The sequence below is a fragment of the Achromobacter spanius genome, from assembly GCF_002812705.1.
Classification (GTDB): Bacteria; Pseudomonadota; Gammaproteobacteria; order Burkholderiales; family Burkholderiaceae_B; genus Achromobacter; species Achromobacter spanius.
Window position 1 is genome coordinate 624,780 of the sequence record NZ_CP025030.1, and the last position, 13,246, is coordinate 638,025.

Below are 13,246 nucleotides of genomic sequence, written 5' to 3' on the forward strand. Positions count from 1 at the left end.
TAGAGGACGGCGTTTGTTGACATCAGGAAGGTTCATTATGAAAAATAAATTCTTTGTCGGCGTGGCGTTTGCCACGTTAGCTGCCGCATCGCACGCTACCGGTACTGGCGATCTCACCGTGACAGGCAAGCTCAAGCCCGCAGCATGCAACGCCCATTTCGGCGGTAACGCAACGCTCGACTTTGACGCCATTGTGTTCAACGCCTTGGACAGCAACGGGACGAATCTGGGCAGCAAAAACACTGCTCTACAAATCAACTGCGGCGGCCCCACGCGCGTCAGCGTTGTCGCGCTGGATAACCGGGCAGGCTCGGGAATCACGCTCCAGGAAGCGCCCAACCTGAACTGGCCATACCAGAACGACACGAATGGCCCCAAATATTCCTGGGGGCTGGGCTTTGCAGACGGCAAACAGATCAAGACGGGCGCATTGATCGCATTGATCACTCCGCAAACCACCACGGTCGACGGGGTGGTCCTGACCACAGCGGGTGCGCAGAAGATCCTGGCGCGCCCCACAGGCAGTAATAGCTGGTCGGTCGCGTCATCGCATTACTCGATCAACCTCAGCCCTGACTTTGAATACTCGTTCGGCCCGACGGGCGGACCCGCCATACCGATTACCAACGCGCAGTTGACGATCGGGCTCTCCCCCATGATCGGAAAACCGTCAACCTTGCCCGCCGCGAACGAAATCCCCTTGGACGGCTCGATCACGTTCACGCTGCGTTACCTGTAACGACGTTCCCATGGGATCCGCACGAACCTGACTCTCTTTGCTCACATGATGAAATCCCTGCCACGCCTTTGCGCCGGCTTGGCTATGGTCGCTGCAAGCACCACGCATGCCGCCACCAACCAAGCCAATCTGGTCATCGGCGGCAAACTCACCCCGCCAGCTTGCAACATGGGCTTTGGCGGGGCAAGCCCCGTCGACTTCGGCACCCTGCCCTTTCATAACCTGAACCGCAATGGAACGTTGCTGCCTGAACAGCGTCCGCGCCTGGAAATCGCGTGCGGTGGCCCCACGCGCGTGTCTTTCACGGTTCAGGAGAACCGTCCGGATACTGCCATCACGCGTCAGGAAGCCACCGCCAACGGCATGCCATGGCCCTATCAAAATCCGCAGAACGGCACGCCTCACGCTTGGGGTCTGGGCCGTATCGACGATGTCAAGATCGGTGCCGCCGTGCTGCTGGTGCGTCCTGAGGTCACTGTGGTGGACGGCATCCCGCCCTTCCTAAGTACGTCCATGGTTCTTTCCCGGCCAAGCGGTAGCGCAAGCTGGCCTGTTCAGTCCGCCATGGACACCATCAACGTGAATCCGGCGGACGAATACTCGTTCGGCAAAGATGCTACCGCCATGCCCATCACGACCGCATCCGTCAGCTTCGCCGTGCTAGCCATGCTGAATGGAACCGCTGCTTTGCCGACGACCAAGGAAATTCCACTGGATGGTTCGGTGACGTTCACGTTGCGTTATCTGTAGTCGCGCGGGCGGTTGCAATACAAAAAGGCCCCCGACTTCAATGAAGTCGAGGGCCTTATCGTTTTCATCCCTACCGGATCGGTAGGGACTGGATGGTGATCACCATCAATGTTCCTGGCGGACAGAGGGGGATTCGAACCCCCGATACGCTTTTGACGTATACACGCTTTCCAGGCGTGCGCCTTCAACCGCTCGGCCACCTGTCCTAATCGGCATTTTCGTAGGCAAAAAGACACTACGAAAATTGCGAATCCGCGATTCTAGCAGGTTTCGGCGCGACGCAGCAAGCCGAAGCAGAAAGGGGGACGCACTGAGCAGTCTTGCTCAGCGTGCCCGCCCTTGTGCCCTTCAGTGCGAGGACGGCGGTTCCTGCTCGCGGTAAGAACTGACCGTGCCGTCCGGTTCGGTTTCTTCCAGTCTGACCTTGAAGCCCCACAGACGCGCCAGATGCTTCATCACCTGCTCGGCATCGTCGCTCGCCAAGGGCCGGTCACGGCTCTTCAAATGCCGCAACACCAATGAACGATCCGAATCGCGGTTGAAGCGCACCACCTGGATATCCGGCACCTGGTTGTCGCGGTTGTGCTGCGCGGCCAGCAAGCGGCGAATGTCGCGGTAGCCCTCATCGTTGTGGATGGCGGCCACTTCCAGCTTCGGATTCGACTGATGGTCCGAGATTGCAAACAGGCGGAACTCGCGGATCAACCGCGGCGACAGGTACTGCGAGATGAAGGACTCGTCCTTGAAGTTGCGCATGGCGAAGTCCAGCGTCTTTTGCCAGTCGCCGCCCGCAATATCGGGAAACCACTTCCGATCCTCGGGCGTGGGCGCTTCGCAGATACGGCGGATGTCCGTCATCATCGCAAAGCCCAGCGCATACGGGTTGATGCCGCCATAACCGCGTTCGTCAAAGCCGCGCTGGCTGACCACGTTGGTATGGCTTTGCAGGAACTCCATCATGAAGCCGTCGTTGACCAGCCCTTTTTCATGCAGGCGGTTAAGGATGGTGTAGTGCCAGAACGTGGCCCACCCTTCGTTCATGACCTTGGTCTGGGTCTGCGGGTAAAAATACTGGGCGATCTTGCGCACGATACGGACCAACTCTTTTTGCCACGGCGCCAACTTGGGCGAGTACTTCTCAATGAAGTACAGCAGGTTCTCTTCGGGCTCCGGCGGAAACACCGATGCCTCTGTGCGCGTGTCCTTGTCGGTTTCCAGGCGCGGCAACGTGCGCCACAAGTCGTTGTATTGCAGCCGCGCGTGTTCCTTGCGCTCGGCCTGGCGCGCGGCCTCTTCCTTGAAAGACATCGGCGCGGGCCGCTTGTAGCGGTCCACACCGTGGTGCGACAACGCATGGCAGGAATCCAGCAACGATTCCACCGCGTCGATGCCGTAGCGGTCTTCGCACGACATCACATACTTGCGCGCGAACACCAGGTAGTCCAGCACCCCATCGGCGTCGGTCCATTGCCGGAACAGATAGTTGCCCTTGAAGAACGAGTTATGCCCGTAGCACGCATGCGCAATCACCAACGCCTGCATCGTCATGGAGTTTTCTTCCATGAGATAAGAGATGCACGGGTTGGAATTGATGACGATCTCGTACGCCAGGCCCTGCATGCCGCGTCGGTAGTACTGTTCGTTGCGGATGAATTCCTTGCCGTAAGACCAGTGCGGATAGCCAATAGGCAGCCCGGCCGACGCATAAGCGTCCAGCATCTGTTCCGAGGTGATTACCTCGATTTGGTTCGGATACGTGTCCAGGCCGTACTCGGCCGCAACCTTGGAAATCGCGTCGTCATAGGACTGGATCAGTTCGAACGTCCATTCGGAACCTTGGGATATCGGCCGAGCGCCGCCGGCCGTATCCGGCTCCACGAGAGCACCCACGATGGCATTCATGCGGTTTCCTTCTTGAACAGGTCATGGAACACGGGAAAGATTTCGCCGCGATCGCAGATGCGCCGCATGACGAAATGCGGCTCCAGCTTCTGTTCATACTCGGCCCACAGGCTGCTCTTGCGAGCCTCTTGCGAGTCGGGAATTTCGATATAGGCAAAGTACCGTGTCGACGGCAGCAAGTGTTCGGCCAGGAAGCGTGCGCTCTTGCCCGCGTCGGCGCCGAACGAATCGCCGTCGCTGGCTTGTGCCGCGTACACGTTCCAGGCCGAGGGCGGATAGCGCTTTTCCAGAATCTCGCGCATCAGCTCCAGCGCGGACAGCACGATGGTGCCGCCGCTCTTGGGGTCGTAGAAGAACGTTTGCTCGTCCACTTCCTCGGCGTTGTCCGTATGGCGGATGAAGACCAGGTCCACATGCTCGTACTTGCGCGACAGGAACAGGTACAGCAGCGTAAAGAAGCGCTTGGCCAGGTCCTTCTTGCCTTCGTCCATGGACCCCGACACGTCCATCAGGCAGAACATGACCGCGCGCGCCATCGGAATGGCGACCGAAACGCGATTGCGGTAGCGCAGGTCCAGGTCGTCCAGGAACGGCACGCGGGCAAGGCGCTCGCGGCAGTCCTCGACATCCTGCTCCAATGTGCGGATGGTCGCGGCGGGCGCACTCGCCGCTCGCGCATCGGCCAAGGCCTTTTCGGCATCTTCAAGATCGGCGCGCGCTTTCACGTTTAGCGCAACACGCCGCGCCAACGATGACTTGAGCGTGCGGCTGATGCTCAACATGCTGGGCGAGCCGGTCGTGGTGTAGCCGGCGCGCTGCCATTTTTTCTGGCTGACTTCGCCCAACTGGTTGCGCGCCAGATGCGGCAGTTCCAGGTCCTCGAAGAACAGGTTCAGGAACTCGGCCCGCGACAGGCTGAAGGTGAATTGGTCTACCGATTCCCCTTCACCCGGGTCGGACCCGCCCTCGCCTTGGCCGCCCTGCGGCCGGTCGATGGTGTCGCCCTTGGCGAATTCGCGGTTGCCAGGGTGCACCATCTCGCGGTCACCGCCCGAGCCGTGCCGGAACGTCGGCTCGGAAATATCCCGGGCGGGCAGGTTGATCTCTCCGCCTTGATCCATATCCTGAATGGAGCGGTCACGAATCATCCCGTGAACCGCCTTGCGGATCTGGTCCTTGTAGCGCCGCAAAAAACGCTCGCGGTTGACGGCGCTTTTATTGCGCCCGTTAAGACGGCGATCGATCAGTGAATTCATGATTCACCTCGCTCAGGAAGACTTCCTCACTCGGAGGTACCACTCGCACAGCAGCCTGACCTGCTTTTCCGTGTAGCCCTTTTCCACCATGCGATCCACGAAGCTCTGGTGTTTCGACTTGTCCTCGGCCGAAGCCTTGGCATTGAACGAAATCACCGGCAGCAGATCTTCCGTATTCGAGAACATCTTCTTCTCGATCACTTCGCGCAGCTTTTCATAGCTGGTCCAGGTCGGGTTGCGGCCGTTGTTGTTGGCACGCGCCCGCAGCACGAAATTCACGATCTCGTTGCGGAAGTCCTTCGGGTTCGCAATTCCAGCAGGCTTCTCGATCTTTTCCAGCTCGTCGTTCAACGCGCTGCGATCGAAGCTTTCGCCCGTTTCCGGATCGCGGAACTCTTCGTCCTGAATCCAGCAATCGGCAAACGTGACGTAGCGGTCAAAGATGTTCTGGCCGTACTCCGAATACGACTCCAGGTAGGCGGTCTGAATTTCCTTGCCGATGAATTCCGCGTAACGCGGCGCCAGGAACCCCTTGATGAACTCCAGATAGCGCCGGCGGATCTCTTCCGGGTAGTCTTCGCGGCCGATCCGTTGTTCCAGCACGTACATCAGATGCACCGGGTTCGCGGCCACTTCCGTCTGGTCGTAGTTGAAGACGCTGGACAGGATCTTGTACGCGAATCGCGTGGACACCCCGTTCATGCCTTCGTCCGTGCCGGCGTAGTCCTTGTATTCCTGCAAGGCCTTGGCCTTCGGGTCTACGTCCTTCAGGCTTTCACCGTCATAGACGCGCAGCTTCGAATAGATGCTGGAGTTCTCGGGTTCCTTCAGGCGGGTCAGCACCGAGAACTGCGCCATCATGTCCAGCGTTCCCGGCGCGCACGGGGCGGACGACAACGAGCTGTGATGCAGCAGTTTTTCGTAGATGCGGACTTCTTCAGACACCTGCAAGCAGTACGGCACCTTGACGATATAGATACGATCAAGGAACGCTTCGTTGTGCTTGTTGTTGCGAAAGGTCTGCCATTCGGATTCGTTCGAGTGGGCCAGGATCGTGCCGTTGAACGGGATCGCGGAGAAGCCTTCCGTGCCCTTGAAGTTGCCTTCCTGGGTGGCCGTCAACAAGGGATGCAGCATCTTGATCGGGGCCTTGAACATCTCGACGAATTCCAGCAGGCCCTGGTTCGCCAGACACAAGCCACCGGAATAGCTGTAGGCATCCGGGTCGTCTTGCGAGTGGCGGTCCAGCTTGCGGATATCGACCTTGCCGACCAGCGAGGAAATGTCCTGGTTGTTTTCGTCGCCCGGCTCGGTCTTGGCGATGGCCACTTGGCGCAGCACCGAAGGGTTCAGGCGCACGACGCGGAATTGCGAGATGTCGCCATCGAACTCTTTCAAGCGCTTGACCGCCCAGGGCGACATGATGCCCGTCAGGTAGCGGCGCGGAATGCCGTATTCCTTTTCAAGCGTGTCGCCAAAGCGTTCCGGATGGAACAGGCCGAGCGGTGATTCGTTGACGGGCGAGCCCTTCAAGGCATAGATGGGATAGCTTTCCATCAGGGCCTTCAGCCGCTCCGCGATGGACGACTTGCCGCCGCCCACAGGGCCCAACAGATAGAGGATTTGCTTGCGCTCTTCCAGCCCCTGCGCGGCGTGTTTGAAGAACGCGACGATCTGCCCGATCACGTCCTCCATGCCGTAGAACTCCTGAAACGCCGGATAGCGCCGGATGGTCCGGTTGGAAAACAAACGGGAAAGACGTGGGTCGTTGCGTGTATCCACGACTTCGGGTTCACCGATTGCCGCCAGCATTCGCTCAGCGGGACTGGCGTACGCCATGGGATCACGTTTGGCGAGGTTCAGATACTCCTCAAGAGAAAGCTCTGACTCCTGCTCTCTTGCATACTGCGACTTGAAGCCTTCGACGATGTTTTGCACGGAAACCTCCTACAACACGCGAAAAATTCACTACGCCTACGTGTCCCCATTGTGCCTCAGTGCCTGCGCATTACTAGACAATCTCGCGATTAGCATTTTCGGCCTGTTGTTATGTTGCTTTCGCCACACAACAACCATGAAGCACGCTCGAACCCTTTCCGTTTAGGCTGCACCCAGCGGACACAAGTTCCGTCAGGGAATGCAACTTACGTGAATAAGTTAACTGGCTCGTCTTCAGCATATTGCTATGGCAGGCACGCGTGGTGCGACTGCACATGAAATGGTCAGCAATGATTTGAAGGGATGAGCGATATCCCGGTGGATTCTTATGATTCGGGCAGTAGCCCGATGCGTCCGCCATGCGATGGCGGCGAACGTTCTGAAGAGCGCGTTGCGCTTCGTTCAGCAGCGTGCCGGTTCGGTTATGAAAAAGCGCCGATATCGCGGCACGGGAATCCGTGGTGACGAGGGCGTGTAGCGCTGTTCGGTGATGGCCGTATGCACGAAGCGCCAAGTCATGTGCCTATGCTAAAGCCAATTGACGGTTTTGTGGCAATTCATTTGGCGTAATGATCAAAATCGTAATGCGGGTTTTCAGCAAGAAAACCGGGCGAGCAAACACTCGCAAACTTGCCTCAATTGCCTTGCTGAACGCGACACAGATCATCGCCAAGACGACTTACACGCGGGATTAGCAGCCATTGAGCTTGAGTGCTAGCACGCGCGAAATCGAGCAATGGCTTGCGCGGCACTGCACAGCATTCACGACGCAACCGGCGGCAGCGCCACGCGCTGCATAAGTGCGCGCCACGTGCCTTCCACCCGCGCGCGCAGGCGAAAATCCGCGCCCACTTGTGCGCTATCGATGAATGCGTAACGCCGCGCGGCGTCCAGATGCTCAAGCATCGGCAAGCGCACCATGCCCGCCGCATCGCCAAGCAGCACAGGCGCCAGATACAACAGCAACTCATCCACGCAACCCGCCGCCACCAGCGCGCCGCTCAAGCCCGCGCCGGCCTCGACATGGACCTCGTTGAACTGGGCCTGCGCGAACCACTGCATCATGCCGACAAGGTCCACACGCCCTGGCGTCGGGCCCGGCAACACCACCACTTGCACATTCTTGTCCGCCAGGCGCGCCGCTTTGGCGGCGTCTTCGCGCGCGGTGAAGACGATAACGGGCCCGCCGTCGAACAGGCGGGCGTTTTCGGGAATACCGAACAGGCCGTCCACCACCGCCCTACGCGGCTGGCGCGGCGTATCCACGTCGCGCACGTTCAGCAGTGGATCATCCTTCAGCACGGTGCCCATGCCAGTCAGCACCACGCAGCTACGCGCTCGCCAACGATGGCCATCCGCACGGGCTTCCGGGCCGGTGATCCATTGGGACATGCCGTTATGCAAGGCGCTGCGGCCATCCAGCGACGCGGCCATCTTCATCCAGACCCAGGGCAGGTCTCGGCTCATGCGCGAGATGAAACCCGCATTGATGGCCAACGCTTCTTCGGCGCAGACGCCCGTGGTTACCGCGATGCCTGCCGCGCGCAAGCGGGCAAGCCCTTGGCCGTTGACCAGCGGATTCGGGTCGCCGATGGCCACGACCACGCGCGCCGGCCGGGCCGCCAGCACCGCGTCCACGCATGGCGGCGTGCGCCCGAAGTGGCTGCAAGGCTCCAACGTGACATACAGGGTGGCCCCCTCGACCGTCTCGTTGCGCGCCTGGGCGTCGCGCAATGCGCGGATTTCGGCATGAGGGCCGCCCGGCGGTTGGGTCGCCCCTTCGCCCAACACACGGCCGTCGCGCACGATCACACACCCTACGCGGGGGTTGGGCGCGGTGGTGTAGAGCACGCTTTCGGCCTGCGCCAGGGCGCGCCGCATCCAGAAGATATCGTCGGAATCGCTTGGGGTCGTCATGGCGGAATTGTATGTCCGGCAGCAGGCCCGCGGTGGCTCACCGCCCACTGCCAAGAGGTATGCTGGCGTCAAACGCGCCTTTTACGGGTATGTCCGTTTTAGGCCGCTATGTGGCTTGGGGCGATCTCGCGGGCTGCGGAAATTGCCCGCAGAATGCATTCACCCCCTCTAAAATCCTAGACCAGGAGCCCGAAACATGAAGCAAGCACTGATCGTCATCGACGTACAAGAGTCCTTCCGTCACCGTCCGTTTTGGGACGAAGCCGAATATCCCGCATTTCTGGACAAGATCCAGGGCTTGATCGATTCGGCCAGCGCCCAGGATATTCCAGTGCTTCAGGTGTTCCACAAAAGCCCGTCCGACGATGCCACCAACCCGTTTTCACTGGCCTCGGGGTATGTCAGGACGCTTGAAGAATTACGGATCTCCCCTACCGCCGTGTTCCACAAAACCGTGCATTCGTCGCTGTATGCACAGGGTGCGGACGGCACAACGCTGCACGACTGGCTGCGCGAAAACGGCATCGAGGGCATCATCGTCAGCGGTATTCGTACCGAACAGTGCTGCGAAACGACCGCGCGCCACGCCAGCGACGCCGGCTTCAAAGTGGTGTTCCCAACGGATGCCACGCTGACTTTCGCCATGCAAAGCCCGTCGGGCAAGCACTACACGCCCGCCGAAATTCGGGACCACACCGAGCTGGTGCTGAACGGTCGCTTTGCCCGCGTCACGCGCGCCGCCGACGCATTGGCTGGCTGAGCAAAGCGGAGCCGCGCATGATCCCCGTGTATTTCATCCTGACCCGGGGTATCGTCCTGCTGGACCTGGCGGGGCCCGCCGAGGCGTTCCGCGTCGCCGAAAAGCTATGCCCCGGAACCTTCGAACAACACTTCTGCGGCCCGACGCCTGAAGTGGAAAGCGGCTTGCCGGGATTGAATCTGGCGCGCATCCGGCCGTTACCGACCGCCCTGCCCGCCAACGCGCTTGTCATTATTTCGGGCGTAGTGGGCAAGCACACGCGCCTGGACTCGCCGGATGCGCACAGCATCATCGACTGGCTGGCCGTGCGCCACCCCGCCGACCAGTTCACGCTGATGACGGTGTGCGCGGGCGCGCTGTTCGCCGCCTCCGCCGGGCTGACCCGCCAGCGCGACTGCACCACGCATCATTCCTGCCTGGCGCAGTTGGCCGGCATCGACCCCAGTGCGCGCGTGCACGACAACCGCATCTTCGTCGAAGACGGCAACCTGCTCAGCAGCGCCGGCATTACGGCGGGCATCGACCTGGCGCTGCATATGGTGGCGCGCCATTGCGGGCCGCGTGTGGCCAGCGAGGTGGCGCGCGACATGGTCGTCTACCAGCGGCGCGCGGGCACGGACACCACGCTGTCGCCGTGGCTGGAACACCGCAGCCACATGCACCCCGGCGTACACCGTGTCCAGGACGCGGTGATCCGCAATCCGGCGGCGCCGTGGTCTGCCCAATCGTTGGCGGACCAGGCGCACACCAGCCCGCGCCACCTGACGCGACTGTTTCGTGAGCATGCCGGCTGCACGCCGATGGACTATCTCTATCAGATCCGGGTGGCGCTGGCGCGCGACCTGCTGCGCGAAACGCGATTGGATCTGGAGCGCGTGGCGGAGAAATCCGGTTTCGGATCCGCGCAGCACATGCGCCGGGTCTGGCGCAAGTTCCAGCCCAATACGCCTAGCCTGGCGCGGTCGGCCCCCATGCAATAACGGCGCCGAAGCGCCGTTATTCGCGGTCGTGTGAACGGCGTTTATTCCTTGCGCAGCTTGCCCGGCAGCAGCGGGCCTTGCATCTCGCGGATAGCCTCGACGAATTCGCCGATGTCTTCGAAGCTCTTGTAGACGGACGCAAAGCGCACGTAAGCCACCTTGTCGAGCTTGCGCAGTTCGTTCATGACAAGCTCGCCGATATGCTCAGACGGCACTTCACGCAGCCCGCTGGCCAGCAACTGCTCTTCGATGCGCGCGACCGCGGCATCCACGTCCTCGGTGCTGACGGGGCGCTTGCGCAGCGCCAGGCTCAGGCTGGCGCGCAACTTGACGGGGTCGTAGTCGCTGCGGCTGCCGTTGCGCTTCACGATGGAAGGCATGGCGAGCTCAACCCGTTCATAGGTGGTGAAGCGCTTGTCGCAGGACAGGCAACGGCGGCGGCGACGAATGGCATCGCCCTCTTCCGAGACCCGGCTGTCGACAACCTGCGTTTCGGCATGGCCGCAAAATGGACACCGCATGTGTGTTCCCTATAGGCACGGATAGCAAAATTTCAGCATATTGTAACGACGCTCCCCCGGGAAGCGTCGAGACGGGCTAATTCGTCCCCAATATCATCACGGCTAGCAACGAGGATAGCGCCCGCCGCCCTGAAAGCAAAGGGACGGCGCCTTGCGGGGCCGTCCCTTTCCGTAGTGGCCCTTCGGCGGGAAGCCCCCCGAAGGTGTGCCGCTGGCTGTTTATTGCTTGCTATAGACCGGCAGGCGCGAGGTCAGTTCATTGACGCGGGCGCGCACGGCGGCGATGTTGGCCTCGTCGCGCGGGTTGTCCAGCACGTCGGCGATCAGGTTGGCGGTGAGTTCGGCCTCGGCTTCGGTGAAGCCGCGCGTGGTCATGGCCGGCGTGCCCAGGCGGATGCCGCTGGTCACGAAGGGCTTTTCCGGATCGTTCGGGATGGCGTTCTTGTTGACCGTGATGTGGGCCTGGCCCAGCACCGCTTCCGCTTCCTTGCCCGTGATGCCCTTGGCGCGCAGGTCAACCAGCATGACGTGGCTTTCGGTGCGGCCGGAGACGATGCGCAGGCCGCGCTTGACCAGCGTGTCAGCCAAGACCTTGGCGTTTTTGACCACTTGCTGCGCGTAGTCCTTGAAGCTGGGTTCCAGGGCTTCCTTGAACGCCACGGCCTTGCCGGCGATCACGTGCATCAGCGGGCCGCCTTGAATGCCCGGGAAGATGGCCGAATTGATGATCTTTTCGTGCTCGGCCTTCATCATGATGACGCCGCCGCGCGGGCCGCGCAGCGACTTGTGCGTGGTCGACGTGACGAAGTCGGCGTGCGGAACCGGATTGGGGTAGGCGCCGCCGGCGACCAGGCCTGCGTAGTGGGCGATGTCGACCATGAACAGCGCGCCGTTTTCACGCGCGATGCGGGCCATGCGCTCGAAATCGATGTGCAGGGCATAGGCCGATGCGCCAGCCACGATCAGCTTGGGCTTGTGTTCCTTGGCCAGTTGTTCGACTTGCGCGTAGTTCAGGACTTCGTTTTCGTCCAGGCCGTACGAGATGAAGTTGTACAGCTTGCCCGAAGCGTTGACCGACGCGCCGTGCGTCAGGTGGCCGCCTTCGGCCAGGCTCATGCCCAGCACGGTGTCGCCCGGCTTCAGCACGGCCATGTACACGCCCTGGTTGGCTTGCGAACCCGAGTTGGGCTGCACGTTGGCGGCTTCGGCGCCGAAGATCTGCTTCAGGCGATCGATGGCCAGTTGTTCAACCACATCCACGTACTCGCAACCGCCGTAGTAGCGCTTGCCCGGGTAGCCTTCGGCGTACTTGTTCGTGAGCTGCGTGCCCTGGGCTTGCATGACGGCCGGGCTGGCGTAGTTCTCCGAAGCGATCAGCTCGATGTGCTGCTCTTGGCGTACGTCTTCCTTCTGGATGGCGGCCCAAACGTCCGGGTCAGCCTTGGACAAGGTGAGGTTGCGGTCAAACATGACGGGGGATTCCTGAGGCGGTAAGAGAGGAGAAAGCAGTGTCGGGTGGGTAAACCCGAAGAATTCGCTTAGTTTACCGCGTCAGCCGGAATCAATTGCCGCCAAAATGCGCCGAAGGTGAGCAAAAACCGTGCGACGAGCACGAAAACCACGCTATCGCTCGGCGCCCGAAAACCGCTCTCAATCCGACTTGAGAAACTTTCATGCAAACAAAGCGCGTCAAGAATCTACGCGCTAGTAGCTGAAGGGCCGCGTACGGAAGGCAAACGAAAAAAAGCCGCGATATCGCTATCGCGGCCTTTTTTGCGCTGCCAGCCAAACAGTTACGAGGCGGAGGTCGCGCCGATCTGCTTGGGCGCCAGCCGGGGGTTCAGCGTGTAGGTGCCCGTGACGGAAGCCTGGGCCAACACGTGTTTCTGCATGGCGCGCAGCGCGTCTTCGCCCGTGAACGAGCCGTTCAGGTTCAGGCTGCTGACGTCCAGCGCATATAGGGTGAACACGTAGCGGTGCACGATGGAATCGTTCCAGGGCGGGCACGGGCCGTCATAGCCGAAGTAATCGCCGCTCATGTCGTGGTCGTTGGCGAACCACGAGGAATACGAGTTGATGCCCTGGCGGGCATCCATCGGCGCCAGCGGGCCGCCTTTTCCGCGCGGCGTGATCCCATTGGAGAAGGCGCCTTCGTCGATGTCCCGCAGATCAGCCGGCAGATCCACCAGCACCCAATGGAAGAAATCCACGCGAGGCAGGTCGGCAGGCACTTCGCGGCCTTCCTGGTTGACGTCATCGGGCCGCGACGGCACGTCCGGATCATGGCAGATCAACGCGAACGACTGCGTTCCCGCCGGGACGTCGTCCCAGGAGAACTGCGGGTTGTAGTTATCTGCCAGCGCGACGTGCGATTGCGCATCGATCTTGCCGAACGCATAGCGTTCCGGAATCGACTCGTGATCGGAAAAAGACAAACTCGAAAGTTCCATGTCGTGCTCCTTGAATGCCGCAAGGGCGTACCA

Annotated in this window: 11 protein-coding genes and 1 tRNA gene; 4 read left to right on the forward strand and 8 right to left on the reverse strand. The window is 61.0% G+C overall.

Going from position 1 to position 13,246, the window contains the following annotated elements:
* The first annotated feature begins 37 nt into the window (after positions 1-37).
* A complete protein-coding gene (locus CVS48_RS02920; RefSeq protein ID WP_100853181.1) occupies positions 38-739 on the forward strand; it encodes a DUF1120 domain-containing protein in 702 nt (233 codons plus the stop codon).
* Positions 740-823: 84 nt separating this feature from the next.
* A complete protein-coding gene (locus tag CVS48_RS02925) occupies positions 824-1,489 on the forward strand; it encodes a DUF1120 domain-containing protein (protein ID WP_157814446.1) in 666 nt (221 codons plus the stop codon).
* Between the two features lie 115 nt (positions 1,490-1,604).
* Here the strand turns inward: CVS48_RS02925 and CVS48_RS02930 are convergent.
* The 5 genes from CVS48_RS02930 to ribD form a co-directional block, all read right to left on the reverse strand.
* Positions 1,605-1,695, reverse strand: a tRNA-Ser gene (locus CVS48_RS02930).
* 142 nt (positions 1,696-1,837) lie between these two features.
* Positions 1,838-3,391 (reverse strand): SpoVR family protein, encoded by a 1,554-nt coding sequence (locus tag CVS48_RS02935; RefSeq protein WP_100853183.1) that lies wholly within the window; start codon positions 3,389-3,391, stop codon positions 1,838-1,840.
* Positions 3,388-4,647, reverse strand: a complete 1,260-nt coding sequence (locus tag CVS48_RS02940) for a YeaH/YhbH family protein (protein ID WP_100853184.1) — start codon at positions 4,645-4,647, stop codon at positions 3,388-3,390. The genes CVS48_RS02935 and CVS48_RS02940 overlap by 4 nt, the downstream gene beginning before the upstream one ends.
* A 12-nt stretch (positions 4,648-4,659) precedes the next feature.
* Positions 4,660-6,576 (reverse strand): PrkA family serine protein kinase, encoded by a 1,917-nt coding sequence (locus CVS48_RS02945; RefSeq protein ID WP_391441073.1) that lies wholly within the window; start codon positions 6,574-6,576, stop codon positions 4,660-4,662.
* Positions 6,577-7,347: 771 nt separating this feature from the next.
* Positions 7,348-8,502 carry a bifunctional diaminohydroxyphosphoribosylaminopyrimidine deaminase/5-amino-6-(5-phosphoribosylamino)uracil reductase RibD gene (gene ribD / locus CVS48_RS02950; protein WP_100853186.1) on the reverse strand — a complete coding sequence of 385 codons (1,155 nt, stop codon included), beginning with the start codon at positions 8,500-8,502 and terminating at the stop codon, positions 7,348-7,350.
* A gap of 196 nt (positions 8,503-8,698) precedes the next feature.
* Between ribD and CVS48_RS02955 the strand changes: the two genes are divergently transcribed.
* Both CVS48_RS02955 and CVS48_RS02960 read left to right on the forward strand, forming a co-directional pair.
* Positions 8,699-9,262, forward strand: a complete 564-nt coding sequence (locus tag CVS48_RS02955; RefSeq protein WP_100853187.1) for a cysteine hydrolase family protein — start codon at positions 8,699-8,701, stop codon at positions 9,260-9,262.
* 17 nt (positions 9,263-9,279) lie between these two features.
* Positions 9,280-10,242 (forward strand): GlxA family transcriptional regulator, encoded by a 963-nt coding sequence (locus tag CVS48_RS02960; protein WP_100853188.1) that lies wholly within the window; start codon positions 9,280-9,282, stop codon positions 10,240-10,242.
* Between the two features lie 41 nt (positions 10,243-10,283).
* Here the strand turns inward: CVS48_RS02960 and nrdR are convergent, their stop codons facing one another.
* From nrdR to CVS48_RS02975, 3 genes are all read right to left on the reverse strand, one after another.
* Positions 10,284-10,763 carry a transcriptional regulator NrdR gene (gene nrdR, locus CVS48_RS02965; protein WP_006217321.1) on the reverse strand — a complete coding sequence of 160 codons (480 nt, stop codon included), beginning with the start codon at positions 10,761-10,763 and terminating at the stop codon, positions 10,284-10,286.
* A gap of 219 nt (positions 10,764-10,982) precedes the next feature.
* Entirely contained in the window at positions 10,983-12,233 is a 1,251-nt protein-coding gene (gene glyA, locus CVS48_RS02970; protein WP_100853189.1) for a serine hydroxymethyltransferase, read from the reverse strand.
* 323 nt (positions 12,234-12,556) lie between these two features.
* Positions 12,557-13,213, reverse strand: a complete 657-nt coding sequence (locus CVS48_RS02975) for a YbhB/YbcL family Raf kinase inhibitor-like protein (RefSeq protein WP_100853190.1) — start codon at positions 13,211-13,213, stop codon at positions 12,557-12,559.
* Positions 13,214-13,246 lie beyond the last annotated feature (33 nt).

Excerpts from the sequence above, each read along its gene's own strand:
- CVS48_RS02920 (WP_100853181.1), top strand. The coding sequence starts at position 38 with ATGAAAAATAAATTCTTTGTCGGCGTGGCGTTTGCCACGTTAGCTGCC.
- CVS48_RS02925 (WP_157814446.1), top strand. The coding sequence starts at position 824 with ATGGTCGCTGCAAGCACCACGCATGCCGCCACCAACCAAGCCAATCTG.
- CVS48_RS02935 (WP_100853183.1), bottom strand. The coding sequence starts at position 3,391 with ATGAATGCCATCGTGGGTGCTCTCGTGGAGCCGGATACGGCCGGCGGC.
- CVS48_RS02940 (WP_100853184.1), bottom strand. The coding sequence starts at position 4,647 with ATGAATTCACTGATCGATCGCCGTCTTAACGGGCGCAATAAAAGCGCC.
- ribD (WP_100853186.1), bottom strand. The coding sequence starts at position 8,502 with ATGACGACCCCAAGCGATTCCGACGATATCTTCTGGATGCGGCGCGCC.
- CVS48_RS02955 (WP_100853187.1), top strand. The coding sequence starts at position 8,699 with ATGAAGCAAGCACTGATCGTCATCGACGTACAAGAGTCCTTCCGTCAC.
- CVS48_RS02960 (WP_100853188.1), top strand. The coding sequence starts at position 9,280 with ATGATCCCCGTGTATTTCATCCTGACCCGGGGTATCGTCCTGCTGGAC.
- nrdR (WP_006217321.1), bottom strand. The coding sequence starts at position 10,763 with ATGCGGTGTCCATTTTGCGGCCATGCCGAAACGCAGGTTGTCGACAGC.
- glyA (WP_100853189.1), bottom strand. The coding sequence starts at position 12,233 with ATGTTTGACCGCAACCTCACCTTGTCCAAGGCTGACCCGGACGTTTGG.
- CVS48_RS02975 (WP_100853190.1), bottom strand. The coding sequence starts at position 13,213 with ATGGAACTTTCGAGTTTGTCTTTTTCCGATCACGAGTCGATTCCGGAA.